11 protein-coding genes are annotated in these 15,976 nt (G+C 57.4%); 6 read left to right on the top strand and 5 right to left on the bottom strand.

The genetic code is table 11. From position 1 onward, the window contains the following. Positions 1-4 precede the first annotated feature (4 nt). The 3 genes from EL29_RS06820 to EL29_RS06810 are packed head-to-tail and all read left to right on the top strand — an operon-like array spanning position 5 to position 6,692. A complete protein-coding gene (locus EL29_RS06820) occupies positions 5-1,354 on the top strand; it encodes an SrfA family protein (protein WP_028715109.1) in 1,350 nt (449 codons plus the stop codon). A gap of 2 nt (positions 1,355-1,356) precedes the next feature. Further along, positions 1,357-4,320: a virulence factor SrfB gene (locus EL29_RS06815; RefSeq protein WP_014593666.1), complete on the top strand. Its 2,964-nt coding sequence runs from the start codon at positions 1,357-1,359 to the stop codon at positions 4,318-4,320. Continuing rightward, positions 4,317-6,692, top strand: a complete 2,376-nt coding sequence (locus tag EL29_RS06810) for a virulence factor SrfC family protein (protein ID WP_028715108.1) — start codon at positions 4,317-4,319, stop codon at positions 6,690-6,692. The genes EL29_RS06815 and EL29_RS06810 overlap by 4 nt, the downstream gene beginning before the upstream one ends. Here the strand turns inward: EL29_RS06810 and EL29_RS06805 are convergent. The 3 genes from EL29_RS06805 to EL29_RS06795 form a co-directional block, all read right to left on the bottom strand. Next, a complete protein-coding gene (locus EL29_RS06805) occupies positions 6,689-6,952 on the bottom strand; it encodes a barstar family protein (protein WP_019105252.1) in 264 nt (87 codons plus the stop codon). The genes EL29_RS06810 and EL29_RS06805 overlap by 4 nt on opposite strands. Positions 6,953-6,954: 2 nt before the next feature. After that, complete coding sequence (locus tag EL29_RS06800) at positions 6,955-7,392, bottom strand: ribonuclease domain-containing protein (protein WP_014605886.1); 438 nt, start codon at positions 7,390-7,392, stop codon at positions 6,955-6,957. 96 nt (positions 7,393-7,488) lie between these two features. Beyond that, entirely contained in the window at positions 7,489-7,836 is a 348-nt protein-coding gene (locus EL29_RS06795) for a helix-turn-helix domain-containing protein (RefSeq protein WP_013025716.1), read from the bottom strand. A 302-nt stretch (positions 7,837-8,138) separates the two neighbouring features. Here EL29_RS06795 and EL29_RS06790 point away from each other — a divergent pair, with 302 nt between their 5' ends. The 3 genes from EL29_RS06790 to EL29_RS06780 all read left to right on the top strand — a co-directional run bounded on the left by EL29_RS06790 (position 8,139) and on the right by EL29_RS06780 (position 13,859). After that, positions 8,139-9,293, top strand: coding sequence for an efflux RND transporter periplasmic adaptor subunit (locus EL29_RS06790; RefSeq protein WP_013025715.1), 1,155 nt, complete (start codon positions 8,139-8,141; stop codon positions 9,291-9,293). Between the two features lie 12 nt (positions 9,294-9,305). Then, positions 9,306-12,461, top strand: coding sequence for a multidrug efflux RND transporter permease subunit OqxB (gene oqxB / locus EL29_RS06785; protein WP_015700347.1), 3,156 nt, complete (start codon positions 9,306-9,308; stop codon positions 12,459-12,461). 108 nt (positions 12,462-12,569) lie between these two features. After that, positions 12,570-13,859 carry a dienelactone hydrolase family protein gene (locus EL29_RS06780; RefSeq protein ID WP_033765938.1) on the top strand — a complete coding sequence of 430 codons (1,290 nt, stop codon included), beginning with the start codon at positions 12,570-12,572 and terminating at the stop codon, positions 13,857-13,859. A gap of 142 nt (positions 13,860-14,001) precedes the next feature. On the opposite strand, the gene EL29_RS06775 is transcribed toward EL29_RS06780, so the two are convergent. Beyond that, the gene (locus EL29_RS06775; RefSeq protein WP_014605889.1) at positions 14,002-14,496 is read right to left on the bottom strand and encodes an RrF2 family transcriptional regulator; all 495 of its coding nucleotides are present in this window, start codon (positions 14,494-14,496) and stop codon (positions 14,002-14,004) included. 187 nt (positions 14,497-14,683) lie between these two features. Next, a complete protein-coding gene (locus tag EL29_RS06770; protein WP_028715107.1) occupies positions 14,684-15,868 on the bottom strand; it encodes an MFS transporter in 1,185 nt (394 codons plus the stop codon). Between the last annotated feature and the right edge of the window lie 108 nt (positions 15,869-15,976).

Here is a 15,976-nt window from a genome sequence, read left to right as displayed (position 1 = left end):
ACAGGTGGCAAAAACTTTTCTGCGCAGCGGCAATCTGGATGCGGTTCTGGCTTTGGGCGAGAACGGCCAGCCTGTATATGCGTCCGCCCTGCAAATCCGTGAAACCCTGCGTTTGCGCCGTCAGAGCGCGCTGGCAAATTGCCTGGCGATTCCACAAACGAACGAACGTGGCGACCGGCTTGACTGGTACTCGCCCTTCCCGGGCAAGGTTAAGTCCTGGATGGGCGCCAGCGATTATGAACGCCGCCAGGCTTTACAACATCTCACAGCCTGTCAGCAGGATCTGCAAGCCATCAGCGCCAGCGCAAGCGGTGCGGCCAATCCGGCAATGCGCCTGTTCGGCGCGCTGTTAGGCAAAAGCTTGCAGTTTCCCAATCAGCAATATGTTTATCTGGTCAACGGCAAACCCGTCATAACCTTTTGGGGGTTTGTTGACGCGCAGGAGCGGAATCGCGACGATGCGCTGGCCTGCCTGCGAGACAGTCTTGAAGAGTCGCTGCCAACCGTGCTGGTTGAACCACCGCCCGAACCGGTGACGATCGCTGCCGCCTCTGAACCCGAACCTGTTGTCGCACCGGAGCCGGAGATCGTGACGCCGCCGGTCCAGGAAAGCGCGGTTCAGGCCCCAGAACCTACGCCCACGGCGACAGCGCGTCGTCGGCCTTTCCGCCTGTGGTATTTACTTCCAACCCTGGCGGTTGCCGCGGCAGCAGCGACCGCTGTGATCTTGCATATGCCTCAGTCAGAACCGGTGACGGTCACGCAACCGGTCGCGCAAAACACGCCGGCTCCCGCGCCGGTTACAGCCACTAAGCCACCGGCAGTCGTCGCGTCTGCTGAAAAACTGTCTGCCACGCTGCCGCAGAAACCGGCGGCGGTGGTCGCAAATGCATCAACTGCGGCTGCACCGACTTCCGCTGCGCCCGCGCCCTCATCAACCCTTTCAAATGTGGTGGTGCCTGCTGTGCCCGCCAAACCCGACGATCTGGTGGTGACGCCGGATGCCGTGCGCGATGGACAGGTACAGGTCATTGATGGCCGCTGGCGTGTGGATATTGAACAGATCAAAACCCCGACCGGTAAACCGCCGGTGATGCGTTTCCAGTTCAATAAAGGGAAAGGCAGCGTGCAGATCAGCCAGGGCAATACCACCTGTAAGGCCGACGTGACGGCCGCGATGACCAGCGCAGGAAACCTGGTGATTGAGAGCCGCTTTACTGCCCGGTGCGCGGACAAATCCCGTTACCGTATGCCATTGTTAGTGTGTCATTCCAGCATTGGCGCGGCCGTCTGTGAAGCGCAGTACAGTGCGGATCGTGTGTATCCCATTACGATTAAGCGTGAGAGTAAGTAACTATGTTGGCTCCCCTGATCGATGATAAGCAGAAAATTTCTCTGATTGAGAACAGCGGCGTGCAGTTCCTGGATTTTGGTCTGCAGCTTTCCGCGCCTCAAGCGCGTCGCCAGTTTGTGCGCCAGACGGCAAACGGCCCCTTGCTGCGACTGAACGTGGACGGCAACAGCGGCAAATTTTTACTTTACCCACAGGACGGTGGCGCGCCTGAAGTGGTTCGTCCTGAAACCGACATCGCCCTGTCAGACTCGCTGACGCTGCTGGAAGCCTGCTGGTTGCCCCTGCCGATGCTGCGTTGCGCATCGGGCCGCCGCTTTATTGGCGGCCCTGAAAACTGGGCGCGCATGCGTCTGGTGGCCCTGGATAAACCCGACAGCACCGGCAATACGCACCGCGTCACGCTGGCTTTCGATACCCGCTGCGTCGCTGATGAAGACGGCGGCGAGCAACTCGGACTCACGCCTTCCGATGCGCAGAACGGCGTGACCTTTGCGCTGGCCTGGCATAACTACGAGCTGGGCGAATTCCTTGACCATACCTGGGTTGATGGCTGGTTGCGTGAGTCCTTCACCGACCGCGTAGCCGATCGCCGGGAGCAGGCCATCAGCCAGGCACTGCGCGAGTTTGAATATCAGGCGCATTACCTTAACCTGCTGGAATTACTGGGCGAGCAGCTTAACCTGACCGAGATCCACATTCAGGCCGCCACGCTGCAAACCCCGGCGGTCAACGTCGATATTATTCTCGACGTAGGGAATTCCCACACCTGCGGCATTCTGGTGGAAGACCATCCGGAAGAGAGCAACGGCCTGAAGCAGACCTATGAACTGCAAATGCGCGACCTGTCTCAGCCGCATCGGGTGTATAACGAACTGTTCGACAGCCGGCTGGAATTTGCCGAAGCGCGTTTTGGTAAAGCCAATTTTTCACTGGAAAGCGGCCGCGAGCAGGCTTTTATGTGGCCCTCGTTAACCCGCGTCGGGCGTGAAGCCAGTCGCCTGGCCCTGCAACGCGCCGGTCTGGAAGGCAGTACCGGCCTGTCCAGTCCACGCCGTTACCTGTGGGATGAAGCACGCTATCAGCCGGGCTGGCGCTTTAATCAGCAGAGCCCGCAGGGGGAACCTCAGGCCTGCGCCGCGCCGTTTACCTCGTTAATGAATGATGAAGGTCAGCCGCTGTACGCCCTGCCCGTGGATGAGCGCTTACCGGTGTTCTCCGCCCACTACAGCCGCAGTTCGCTGATGACCTTTATGTTGTGTGAGTTGCTGGCTCAGGCGCTAATGCAAATGAACAGTGCGGCACAACGCCAACGTATGCCGCAAAGCCATGCCCCGCGTCAGCTGCGCCACGTTATTTTGACCCTGCCGTCTGCCATGCCAAAACCTGAACGGGAGATCTTCCGCCGCCGCATGCAGGAAGCCATCGCGCTGGTGTGGAAAGCCGAGGGCTGGCACCCGGCCGATGAGGATTTTACCGAGCAGAGCCAGGCCCAGAGCAGCAAGCCCGTTCCGGATGTGCAGATGGAGTGGGACGAAGCCACCTGTGGCCAGATGGTGTGGCTGTTTAATGAGACGCAGGTGAACTTTGCCGGACGGGCAGAAGATTTCTTTAGCAGCATGGCACGTCCCGACCGCCCGCGTGAGGCGGATGAACTGCCGGGTAAAAGCCTGCGTATTGCCTCTATTGATATAGGCGGTGGCACCACCGATTTAGCGATTACCCAGTATCGTCTTGACGACGGCCAGGGTAATAACGTCAAAATCACCCCACGCCTGCTGTTCCGTGAAGGTTTCAAAGTCGCCGGTGACGATATTCTGCTGGACGTGATCCAGCTGTGGATTTTACCCGCTCTGCAACAGAGCCTGCAAAAAGCCGGGCTAACCCTGGCTGAGCCGCTGATCAACAAGCTGTTTGGTCACGACAGCCGCATGGACGGACAGGCCACGTTACGCCAGCAGGCGACGCTGCAGCTGTTTATCCCGCTGGCTCAGGCGGTGCTGGAGCGCTACGAAAACTGGGATCCGCTGGAAAGCCACGCCGAGATCAATGCGCTGTTCGGCGAACTGGTCGATCAGCGCCCTGCCGATGCGGTGCTGGCGTTTGTTAACGGTGAAATACAGCGTGAACTCGGCGGCAACAGCCGCTTTGATCTGCTTGAGGTGCCGCTGGTGGTCAGCATGGCTCAGTTGCACGGTGAGTTTATGCAGCATCGCATGGCGATCATTCCGGCGCTGCGCTCTATGTGTGAAGTGGTGTCACTCTACCAGTGTGACGTCCTGTTGCTGACCGGACGTCCTTCGCGCTTCCCTGGCATTCAGGCGCTGGTACGTCATCTGCAGCCGCTGCCGGGCAGCCGTATTTTATCGCTTGAGGGCTATCACACCAGCGACTGGTATCCGTTTAATAAACATGGTCGCATTGATAACCCCAAATCGACCGCCGCGGTCGGCGCAATGCTGTGCCTGCTGGCGCTGGATTTGCGCCTGAGCAGCTTTTGGTTCCGTGCAGGCGACTTTGAGCCTTATTCAACCATTCGTTATCTCGGTATGCTGGACGAAAATCAGGCGCTGACGGACGAAAACCTGTGCTACAGCGAAATCGACCTCGACGATCAGCAGTTTTCGCTGGATCGCAAAACCAGCTTTCGTATTCGCGGCAACGTGTGCCTGGGATTCCGCCAGTTAGATAATGAGCGCTGGCCTGCCTCGCCACTCTACAGCCTGACGCTCAATGATGCAGCGCTGGCGCGTAAGGTTGCGGGGGAAAGTGTCCTGCGCGTCAAGCTCGCCGTGAAGGCCGGTCCGGGTGCGCCCGGCCCTGAAAATCTGGTGTTAAGCGAGGCTAAACTGGATGATGGCACGCGTGTTCCGCTTGAACATCTGAGCCTCAAACTCAATACTCTCTCCGCCACGGGCAATGCCAATGCGCAATACTGGATTGACAGCGGGAGTGTGTGTAAACGATGAGATCGGTAAAACCCCGCCAGCCGCAGACGCTGGCAAAACGCCTGAGTTTATTGCAGGACGCCCTGAACGGCAGCCTGGCCTGGATTGAGAATACCCGCGAGCAGTCGCCCCGTCTGGCTCTGGAAGCCGAAACCCTGACCCTGCAGCTACGGCAGGCTCGTGTACAGGCCCAGGCACTGGCGCAGCAGGTTGCGCGCCCGGTGACGCTGGCGCTGTTTGGCCAGTCCCAGGCGGGTAAAGCCTGGCTGTTGACGGAAATGGTGGCCGATGCACAGGGCCAGTTGATCACCGCGTTAAGTGATAAACCGGTGAATTATTTTCAGAATGTGAATCCCGGCAATCTCGACTTCGCCACCGCAACGCGTTTTACCCACCAGCGGGAACCCCTCTCTTCAGAGTGGCCCGTTGAGCTGACGCTGCTAAGCGAGGCCGACGTGCTGCGCCTGGCCATCTCCTGTGGTGGAGGTGTCACCCAGCCCGACACCGCGAAAATTGACAGCGTGTTGCAACGCCTGCAACGCCATCGCTTAACCACGCCACTGCCGGGCCTGGAGAGCGACGCGCTGGTCACGCTCTGGTCCTGGTGCCGTCGTCATCACCTGTATGATGCACAGCTTGATCGCCACTTCTGGCCACAGGCTGTTGAACTGGCACCCTGGCTGAGCGTTGACGACCGCGTGCAGCTGTTTTCACTGCTGTGGCCAGCCGAGCCCGCCCTGAATGAGCTGGTGCGGAGTTTACTGCATCTGCGCCATCAGCTTCGTAACAGCACCCGGGTACTGGCTCCGCTTAGCCTGCTGACGGATAACGCCCTGTTGCCCGCGGAGCAGCTGATTGTTCCCGCCAGCGAGCAGGATCAGTTGCTGCCGATCGAGGTTTGCCCGTTAAACGGTAATCGTCTGGGTAAACCGCAGAACGTGGCGTTGGGATTACTTGCCCTGCTCACGCTTGAGGTCACTATTCCCCTTAGCTCCACCCCGCGCACCGCGCTCTATGATGACGCAGACATGCTGGAGCTGCCCGCACCGGGTACGCCCAGCGATCCGGCCCTGCGTGAAGAGCGCCAGCGCCTGCAGCAGCAGGATGCATTACGCGCACGCCTGCTGGAGCACAAACGTACACTGATACCGGGCATTTATGCCGCCCGCCAGAGTATCGATTTGCTGTTAATCTGCACCGCCGCCAGCCAGCGTCAGGATGTTGACGTCGCCAGTCAGGCGTTACGGGAATGGCAGCGTCACCAGCCGGTCAATGAGGCGGGCGAGAAACCCCGTCTGATTTGGGCTATTACCCCTTACGATGCGCGGCATCAGCAGATCAACGTCGACGAGGCAGTGCAGCGTCAGGTGGGGCAGCCGGGTCAGCAATGGGGTTCCATGCTGGCACTGGATCGCGCAGGCGTGGACCGGATGTCTGATTGGCTACAGGAAGAAATGCAGCCTGAAGCCCGTCGCGATATGCTGATCGCCCAACTGGCACAAATTCAGCACACCGTTGTCGAGCGTCGCCTTCAGCCCTGGACGGAAGCGGGTGCATCGCCCGACCAGGCGGCACGCAAGCAAAGCATCGCCGATACACTGCTGAAGTGTTTACAACACCGCACCGGTTTACATGGCGAACTGCTTGAGCGCTTACAGCCCTCCCGCGAGGCCCTGCGTCAGCTCTGGCTCAACCAGTCCACCTCATCCGTTCCGGCGGCGACGTCCAGCATTCAGGCCCCGGAAAATCAGTTTGGTATTGGCTTTGAATTTGATTTGTTCAGCGATAACGAAGTTGAACAGCCCGCCCAGAAGCAGACCAGCTTCGGTCAGGGATCGGCACAGTTCCCGCGTCAGGTGTTTAGCCTGTGGCTTAACCACCTGCGTCAGCTGCCGGAAAATCAGAGCCTGCTGGCTTTACTGAATATTGATAAAGCCACGATGGAGTGGTTGATCGAAGAGTTGATCACGGCCAGCTTTCGTACCGGTATTCTGCAGTCCCTGCAGCAGGCGCTGCATGAACCCGATGCGCAGAGCATGACGCATGAATCACGTGCTGACCGTCAGGTCACGCGCGCGATGACGGTGCTGGGGGATTTTGTGGCCTGGCTGGGCTTCCTGCAGCGTCCGGAATCGGAACGTCCTGGCAGCCGGGTCAATCGCGGGCAGCCTGTTTTCTCGCGCCCGCCGGCACCCAGCGTTAATTTCAGTGCAGGACAGCGCCTGACGAAGCTTTCCGCCGCGCCAGCAAACCATACGGCCTATTATATTTACGACTGGCTGGTGGGGCTTAACACAGTGATTATCGAAAACAATGGCTATACCGGTGGGGGCGACCTGCCGGTGGCAGCGCGAGAGTCACTTACAGCCCTGCTTAAGCCACTGCGCCACTAACCGTAAATCAGGCGCAGCTCGCCCGCCAGCGACTGCGCCGCCTCTTCCAGCAACGCCACTACCGGGGCCAGTTCCTCATTGCGCCGTTCTACATGCAGCAGATGAATCGTGGCGGGCAACGCCATTCCTCCGGTCAGCCAGTCCCATAGCGCATCCAGATTATTGCCAAATCCGGCAGGACAATCGCTCTGCGCCGCAAACGCATGATAGAAAGCCTCGCGATCGATGAGCTGGCGCAGATCAAAGCTTAAGGTCAGCATGGTTACTGAACCGGCTTAAAGGTGCGATAGTGATCGGTCGAGAGGAAAACCAGACCATCAGAGGAGTAGACCAGCCTGTCAGCCTCACGGTGGCCGCAGCGGTAGTTCACATCCGCCTCGAACCATTGGCGATCGGCGCGTTCAGGCAATTTTCGTTCCCGGTTGGAAAAGCGATCGCCGCCGATGGCCCGCCCCGGCAACACCTCACACAAGTCCCCTTTCGCTGGATTCCAGCCAAGGCGACGCGCCTGCTTTTTGGTAATGTAGTAATCGGGCAATTGCTGATGCTGCAGCACCCAACGGGCGACCGTTCGCACATCCGTTAAGGCAGCGATATCCGAGGCCGACGTTTTGGCTGGTGCAGACGTCAGATAAGGTCTTAACCCCACCCAACAGAGAACAAGGATCAGAACCAGTCCAACCCACAGTTTTTTTGACATGATGGCATCCCTTTAAACAGGATGCAGATGATAACAGCTTTAGCGGGCGATAAAAAAGCGCGGGCCAGATTGCCTGGCCCTGGCGGTAAACTGCTTTTACTGCATGGCTGACTGCGAAGGCACAGTGTGACGGCGCCATGCACCCGGGGCAACACCGTACTGACGCTTAAAGCTGCGGTTAAAAGACTGTTGCGAGTCAAATCCCAGCGATATCGCTACATTCAGGATAGGCTCGTTGGTGCTGGTCAAACGGTCGGCCGATTTTTTCAATTTCTTCATGCGAATGTATTCACCCAGTGGATAGCCGGTGTGCTCTTTAAACATCCGTTGCAGGTGCCATTTAGAATAGCCAGCGCGCTCAGAAACGGTGTCGAGATCGAGACGTGCTTCGATATTGTTATCGATCCAGCTAATCAGGTCGTGAATAAAAGCGTTACTCATCATGTTTATTCTCCCGTCGCGGCGCGAACAGTATTAGTATCAGTTGCAGTTACACTTAAAGCGTGGCTGACAATGCCATTTAATGCAAGTTTAATTAATACATTAAATGCCGCACTTTTTATGGGGCTTATTTTTGGCTGCTGTCAGGCACCGATCGCGGCGTTGAAAACCGCACATAAAGTGTATCAGTAATTCTTGCAGTTCTTAGTCGCACAAGCCTACACTCCTCGCGATAAATTGCAACCATAGAAGTTGCAAATATTGGCCTTCGGGCCTTATTTCACTGTCATCGCGGGATCACAAAAATGATTACTCACTGGGTTCGTCAGGGATCTTCCCTGCTGGGAATGGGGCTGCTGGTTAGTCTGCTAAGCGGTTGTGACACGGGCCAGGCTAAAAATGCCCCGCCGCCGCCGCCCGACGTCAGCGTTGCGGATGTGTTGGTGAAGCCTGTCAGTCAATGGGACAGCTTCAACGGGCGCGTTGAAGCCGTAGAAAGCGTGCAGCTCCGGCCTCGCGTTTCGGGTTATATCGATAGCGTTAATTATCATGAAGGCGACGAGGTCAGGAAAGGTCAGGTCCTGTTTACCATCGACGATCGCAGCTACCGTGCCGCACTGGAACAGGCAAAAGCGACGCTGGCCCGCGCGCGCAGTCAGGCCAGCCTGACACGCAGCGAATCGGCACGCACCGAGAAGCTGGTGGGTACACAGGCGGTGTCACGCGAGATGTGGGAACAGCGACGTTCAACAGCCAGTCAGGCTCAGGCTGATGTCCTGGCCGCCGAATCCTCTGTCGACATGGCTCAACTCAATCTGGATTTCACCCGCGTCACCGCGCCGATCGACGGACGGGCCAGCCGGGCCATGATTACTGCCGGTAATCTTGTCACCGCTGGCGACAGCGCCAGCGTACTGACCACACTGGTTTCGCAGGACAAGATGTTTGTCTATTTCGACGTCGATGAGACCACCTTCCTGCACTATCAGGCTATGGCACGTCAGGGACAACAGCGGCATGCCCTGCCCGTTGAAATCGGCCTGGCCGGCGAACAAGGTTATCCACATCGCGGCAACGTCGATTTTCTTGATAACCAACTTAATGCCAGCACCGGTACGATCCGCATGCGCGCCCTTCTGGACAACCGCCAGCGCACCTATACGCCCGGCCTGTTTGCCCGCGTTCGCCTTCCCGGTAGCGCGCAGTTTAATGCCGTGTTAATCGACGACAAAGCCGTGCTGACCGATCAGGACCGCAAGTATGTCTATGTGGTCGATGCACAGGGTAAAGCCCAACGTCGTGATGTTCATCCCGGCGCGATGGCGGACGGATTACGCATCGTTACCACCGGTTTACAGGCGGGCGATCGGGTTATCGTTGCCGGCCTGCAAAAAGTGTTTATGCCTGGTATGCCGGTAACGGCAAAAACCGTCGATATGGCCGCGACTGCCGCGCGATAACCTGAGGTTGTTATGGATTTTTCCCGCTTTTTTATTGATCGGCCTATCTTTGCCGCCGTGCTGTCCGTCTTGATTTTTATGACCGGGCTGATCGCCATCCCGCTGCTGCCCATCAGTGAGTATCCGGACGTGGTGCCGCCCAGCGTGCAGGTGCGTGCCGAATATCCCGGTGCTAACCCGAAAGCCATCGCCGACTCCGTGGCAACGCCGCTGGAAGAGGCGATTAACGGCGTTGAAAACATGATGTACATGAAGTCCGTGGCCGGCTCTGACGGTGTGCTGGTGACCACCGTGACCTTCCGCCCGGGTACCGATCCGGATCAGGCCCAGGTTCAGGTGCAAAACCGCGTAGCCCAGGCCGAGGCGCGGTTGCCGGAGGACGTGCGACGTCTCGGGATCACGACGCAAAAAATGTCGCCGACCCTGACCTTAGTGGTGCATCTGTTTTCCCCTAATAACACCTACGATTCACTCTATCTGCGTAACTACGCCACGCTGAAAGTCAAAGATGAGCTGGCCCGTCTGCCGGGCGTGGGGCAAATCCAGATTTTTGGCGCGGGTGAATACGCGATGCGCGTCTGGCTCGATCCCAACAAAGTGGCGGCGCGCGGCTTAACCGCCTCGGACGTTGTGAAAGCGATGCAGGAGCAGAACGTACAGGTTTCTGCGGGGCAACTTGGGGCGGAACCGTTAAAAAAACAGAGCGATTTTCTGCTGTCCATTAATATGCAGGGACGGCTGGAAAACGAGCAGCAGTTTGGCGATATCATTCTGAAAACGTCAGAGGACGGCTCACTGGTCCGGCTGCGTGACGTGGCGCGCATTGAAATGGGTTCAGGCAGCTATGCCCTGCGTTCGCAGCTCAATAACAAAGACGCCGTCGGTATTGGTATTTTCCAGGCACCTGGCGCCAATGCTATCGATCTGTCAAACGCGGTGCGTGCCAAAATGGATGAACTGGCCACCCGTTTCCCGAACGATGTGAAGTGGGCTGCGCCTTACGATCCCACCGTGTTTGTTCGCGACTCCATTAAGGCTGTGGTGCAAACCCTGCTGGAAGCGGTGTTTTTAGTGGTGCTGGTGGTGATTTTGTTCCTGCAAACCTGGCGCGCTTCCATTATTCCCCTGCTGGCGGTTCCGGTATCCGTGGTCGGCACCTTTAGCGTGCTGTATCTGCTTGGGTTCTCGCTCAACACGCTAAGCCTGTTCGGACTGGTGCTGGCCATCGGTATCGTGGTGGACGATGCCATCGTGGTGGTGGAAAACGTTGAACGCAATATTGAGATGGGACTGTCACCCAAAGCCGCTGCCCATCAGGCGATGCGTGAGGTATCCGGCCCGATCATTGCCATCGCCCTCGTGCTGTGCGCGGTGTTCGTGCCCATGGCGTTTCTGTCGGGCGTGACCGGCCAGTTTTACAAACAGTTCGCCACCACGATTGCGATTTCAACCGTGATCTCCGCCATCAACTCACTGACCCTGTCTCCCGCACTGGCCGCGATGTTACTGAAGGATCATCAGGCCCCCAAAGATATGCCGACGCGCCTGATCGACAGGCTGTTTGGCTGGATTTTCCGCCCGTTTAACCGCTTCTTTCAGCGTAGCGCGCACGGCTATGAATCGATGGTGGGGAAAACCCTGCGTCGTCGCGGCGCGGTGTTTGGTGTTTACCTGGTGTTACTGGCTGGCGCGGGCTGGATGTTTCATGCGGTGCCGGGCGGGTTTATTCCCACTCAGGACAAGCTTTACCTGATCGGCGGCGTCAAAATGCCGGAAGGCTCGTCGCTGGCGCGCACCGATGAAGTGATTCGTCAGATGAGCGAAATCGGCCTGCAAACGGAAGGCGTGGCCTATGCGGTGGCCTTCCCCGGCCTGAACGCGTTGCAGTTTACCAATACGCCGAACAGCGGCACGGTCTTTTTTGGCCTGAAGCCGTTCAGCGAACGTAAACTAACGGCGGCGCAGATTAACGCGGAGATCAATGCGAAAATTTCCCGCATTCAACAGGGATTTGGCTTTTCAATTATGCCACCGCCTATCCTGGGACTAGGCCAGGGTTCGGGCTATTCCCTTTACGTTCAGGATCGGGCCGGACTGGGCTATGGCGCACTGCAGACCGCGATTAACACCCTCTCGGGCGCGGTTATGCAGACGCCGGGCATGCACTTCCCGATCTCCTCTTATCAGGCCAACGTGCCACAGCTGGAGGTGCAGGTAGACCGCGATAAGGCGAAAGCACAGGGCGTAGCGTTAACCGATCTGTTCAGTACGCTACAAACTTATCTGGGTTCATCCTACGTTAATGACTTTAACCGTTTTGGGCGCACCTGGCGCGTGATGGCGCAGGCCGACGGGGAATTCCGCGACAGCGTTGAGGACATCGCGAACCTGCGTACCCGTAACGACCGCGGTGAGATGGTGCCGATTGGCAGCATGGTGCATATCACCACGGCCTACGGCCCCGATCCGGTGATTCGTTATAACGGCTATCCGGCGGCTGACTTGATCGGCGATGCCGATCCACGCGTGCTCTCATCGGCCCAGGCGATGCGTCAACTTGAAACGATGTCGGGTCAGCTGCTGCCGAACGGCATGAATATCGAATGGACCGATCTCAGCTATCAGCAGGCGACGCAGGGTAATACGGCCCTGATTGTTTTCCCTGTCGCTGTCCTGTTGGCGTTTTTAGTGCTGGCTGCACTGTATGAGAGCTGGACGCTGCCGCTTGCGGTGATCCTGATTGTGCCGGTGACCATGCTGTCTGCCCTTGTGGGCGTCTGGTTAACCGGTGGGGATAACAACGTATTCGTGCAGGTTGGACTGGTCGTGCTGATGGGGCTGGCCTGTAAGAACGCCATTCTGATTGTGGAGTTCGCCCGCGAACTGGAGATTCAGGGCAAAGGCATTACAGAAGCGGCGCTGGAAGCCTGCCGTCTGCGCCTGCGTCCTATCGTAATGACCTCTATCGCCTTTATTGCCGGCACGATCCCCCTGATTCTGGGTGAAGGTGCGGGTGCTGAAGTGCGTGGCGTTACCGGCGTTACCGTGTTCTCCGGTATGTTAGGCGTTACGCTGTTTGGCCTGTTCCTGACGCCGGTGTTCTACGTGACGCTGCGCAAGCTGGTGACGCGTAAAGCCGCTCAGCAGCGCTTACAGAACGCACCATAACGGAGTCGACAGCAGGCGATGAAAAACCGCCTGCTGTCATCCCTCCGACTTCATGCTTTCCCACCTGCTTAGCGCACCGCTTTTGCTTTTAAAAATAAAACCCCGTTAATGGGCGAGGCAGAATTTCGCCGTCGCATGCATGACATAGTTATGGCTGATAATGTGACGGACGCGATATCCCGCATGATTGATAATCTGTCGCCCGCTCCTGTGACCTTCAAAAGCAAAAAGCAAAAGGAAATGTTCAGAATGCCGTTTCGTTTTCAGCGCAATATGATGATTCTGAGCCTGCTTGTGATTTCACTTCCTTCAATTAGCTTGCCCCTTTCGCAATACCAGCAATTTGATGGACTGATAAGAGCGCCCCTTACTCTTGAGGTGACGCTGAGCAATGGCCAGTTCGCTGAGCTTGATGCCTTTGTAACACGACCCAGCGGAACCGGTGCCGCACCGCTGGTCTTGATAACTAACGGAACTGAAGGCTCCCGGGCCTTTGATCGCGGCATCATGAATCCAAACCGTATGTCAGGCACGGCTCTGGCGTTTGCACGCCACGGCTATGCTGCAGTGGTGGTGTTACGCGAAGGCTATGGCCACTCAAGCGGAAACGCAGAATATGCGGGCGGTTCATGTGAGCAGCCGCGCCATCAGCTGGCCGGGCAGCGAGATCGGATGGATCTGCTGGCCGCGCTGGCTGTACTGCAAAGACAGCCCTGGGCATCGCGGGAAAACGCGATTCTGGCTGGCATGTCTTCCGGCGGCTTTGCCGTTCTGGCAACCAGCGCGGCGAATCCGCCTGGCGTTAGCGCGGTCATTAATTTTGACGGCGGCCGGGGCACGAATAAAGATAAATCGCTTTGTGATGGACCGGGTCTGCTTACCGCATTCGAACGCTACGGTGCAACGGCACGTCTCCCCTCGCTCTGGCTCTACTCTGCCAACGATCAGGATTTCTCGCCTGACATGGGAAGAACGTTTTATGACGCCTATCGACGTCAGGGCGGCAGCGCTGAATTTCGTGAAATGCCCCCCTTTGGTAAGAATGGGCATGTTTTCATGGATAGTGCGCCTGAAGCATTTTGGTGGCAGACGGTTTCCGCGTTTCTACAGGCGCATCATCTGCCTTACCAAGAGGTTGTCTCTCTTCCCGACACCACCTTGCCCGTGCCTGCGGCGTTAAATAAAGCCGGGGCGGAGGCGTTTAAACATTACACCTCGTCCCGTCTGTATGAAAAAGCCTTCGCGATCGGTCCGGAAGGCGCATGGGGAAGCGCCTATTGGGCCAGAACCGGCGACGATGCGGCCAGCATCGCCCTTGAATATTGCAATACCTTTAACCGTGGTGATAAAGGCAGTTGCAGGCTGTATGCCATCGGTGATGCGGTTGTTTTACGCTAAGCCTGCACGCTAAAAAAAATGATGGGCCGGGCAGAAAGGACAGTGCCCTGTAACAGGGGGATAATCATGGTGACGGGCAAAATGTGACGCGCGGCAAAGCGCTGTTTCCTTGAGGGACAATCAACACATAAAAAAAGCCGCATCAGCGGCTTTTTTTGCACTCGCTTTCAGGCTCTGCCACATCCGGTTCCGGTACGGCGGTGCAGTTGCTGGTATCGTGGGTTTTCAGCTCATTTAAGGCATCGGCCACCGTGCGTTTGGCCAGGACCGCGAGTGAGGCCTGCTCGGCTTCTTCTGCGATGGATTTAAAATACCAGCACAGGTTGGCGCTGACCAGGCAACGCGGCGCGACGTCCGGGCGCGCAGCCCAGAGTTTTTTATCATCAGTGACGGAAACATAAATATCACGCAGGGTGATGTCTGCCGCCGGTCGGCCAAGATGAATGGAGCCGGTGCGTCCCAGCGTAGACACAATAATGCCGTCACGCGTTAATGGCACCATCAACTTGCGGATAAAACTCGGGTTTGCTTCAAGCCCGTAAGCGAGAATCGCGCTGGTAGAGCGTTTTCCCATTTGCTCCGCCATCGCCACGCTCAGAACCATTTGCAAAGCTGTCGGGAAGCGATAATCAAGCATCTTTGTATCCTGAATTGCGGTGCGTTTTTGTTGTTGTATTGCCGCATGAGTGAACAATGAATCAGCTGTAAATATAACAAAGGCGGTGGGTTTTTAGAAGCAAGAGGCCCGCGACAAGGCACATATTCACCACACTGAAGCCGTCAACAGCACAAGGTGCTTACCGCCATTCTGCTTGCCGATTCGCTTAAGGCGCTGCGTTGACCTGTGCGGGAAGCCGTTTTTTTAACGCCACCACCAGCAGCAGGTTCAGCACGGCGAGCGTGCAAAGCAGCCATAAGGTGGCGTCTGCGCCCAGGGTGGCAAACACATAGCCAAATACCAGCGGCGTTATTGCCTGGCCCATTAGCGCCGGGCGCGCCATTCTGCCTGCGAGCACGGCATAGGCTTCCGGTTTGACCATCACCAATGGCAACGTGCCCCGCACAATCGCACGCAGGCCGTTGCCTGCACCGTAAAGGATCATGCTGAAGAACGCCGTTTGAGGAAACAGCGCCAGCAGCACCAGGCCCAACGCGACGAATCCAACAGAAAAAAACGTGGTCCAGATGGGGTGATTCCCTTTGAAAACCATATCGATAATCCGCGAAGCCACCTGGCACGGCCCCGGTATGGTGCTGATCGCCAGCGCCGAGGCCAGGCTGTAACCGCTCGCTTCCAGCAGGGTAATAAGCTGCACGGAGATGGCCGTCATGATGACCGATGCCAGGGTGAAAATGGCACACAGCAGGCGAAACAGTACCACAGGCAAATCGGCCTCAGCGGGAGGCAGGCTTTGACGTTTAACCGCTACGGGCAGACTGCTCTGCGGCAGTGCAAAGAGATAAACGGGCAGAACGCAAACCAGTAACAGTCCGGCGATGGCAAAACAGGCGCCGCGCCAGTCAAGCCAGTGGATCAGCAGTGCCGTTCCCGGCCAGACCAGGCTGGTGCAGAAACCGGAAATAAGCGTTATGCCGGTTATCGCGCTGCGCGCATGTCCGCCATAGCGAGTGCCCAGGGTGGCAAAGAGCGCATCGTACAGCCCCATCGCCATGCCCACGCCAATGATGACCCAGGCCAATAAAAACACAGGTAAATGATGGCTGAACCCCATGAGGATCAACCCTGCCGCCATCACAAAGCCATTTAACGCCAGCATCAAACGCCCGCCGGTCCGGGCAATCATGTGCCCACAGCGCGGAGCCAGTAGCCCGGAAACCAGAATGCCTAACGAGAGCCCACCATAAACCCACTGTTGCGACCAACCGGTCTCCGCCACGATGGGCGCGGCCATCACCGCCATCAGATAAAAGGATCCGCCCCAGGAGAGGATCTGAACCAGCCCCATAAGGACAATGCTGAATGAACCGGGCTTTTTGATTACGTCCATGTCGGGAATCCGTTAGCGAGCGAAGCGTTTTTATAACATGTTAATGCAATGGAAAAAACGGGGGCCACTTTTTCCTGCCTGCGCCGAATGGCGGCACGGTTTTAACAA

The sequence above is a fragment of the Pantoea ananatis LMG 2665 genome (assembly GCF_000710035.2).
GTDB classification, from domain to species: domain Bacteria; phylum Pseudomonadota; class Gammaproteobacteria; order Enterobacterales; family Enterobacteriaceae; genus Pantoea; species Pantoea ananatis.
The sequence above is the reverse complement of the archived record's forward strand: the minus strand, read 5'-3'. Positions and strand labels throughout refer to the sequence as shown.

What these genes read in the sequence shown, in the direction of transcription:
- EL29_RS06815 (WP_014593666.1), top strand. Translation starts at nt 1,357, where the DNA reads ATGTTGGCTCCCCTGATCGATGATAAGCAGAAAATTTCTCTGATTGAG.
- EL29_RS06810 (WP_028715108.1), top strand. Translation starts at nt 4,317, where the DNA reads ATGAGATCGGTAAAACCCCGCCAGCCGCAGACGCTGGCAAAACGCCTG.
- EL29_RS06805 (WP_019105252.1), bottom strand. Translation starts at nt 6,952, where the DNA reads ATGCTGACCTTAAGCTTTGATCTGCGCCAGCTCATCGATCGCGAGGCT.
- EL29_RS06800 (WP_014605886.1), bottom strand. Translation starts at nt 7,392, where the DNA reads ATGTCAAAAAAACTGTGGGTTGGACTGGTTCTGATCCTTGTTCTCTGT.
- EL29_RS06795 (WP_013025716.1), bottom strand. Translation starts at nt 7,836, where the DNA reads ATGATGAGTAACGCTTTTATTCACGACCTGATTAGCTGGATCGATAAC.
- EL29_RS06790 (WP_013025715.1), top strand. Translation starts at nt 8,139, where the DNA reads ATGATTACTCACTGGGTTCGTCAGGGATCTTCCCTGCTGGGAATGGGG.
- oqxB (WP_015700347.1), top strand. Translation starts at nt 9,306, where the DNA reads ATGGATTTTTCCCGCTTTTTTATTGATCGGCCTATCTTTGCCGCCGTG.
- EL29_RS06780 (WP_033765938.1), top strand. Translation starts at nt 12,570, where the DNA reads ATGGGCGAGGCAGAATTTCGCCGTCGCATGCATGACATAGTTATGGCT.
- EL29_RS06775 (WP_014605889.1), bottom strand. Translation starts at nt 14,496, where the DNA reads ATGCTTGATTATCGCTTCCCGACAGCTTTGCAAATGGTTCTGAGCGTG.
- EL29_RS06770 (WP_028715107.1), bottom strand. Translation starts at nt 15,868, where the DNA reads ATGGACGTAATCAAAAAGCCCGGTTCATTCAGCATTGTCCTTATGGGG.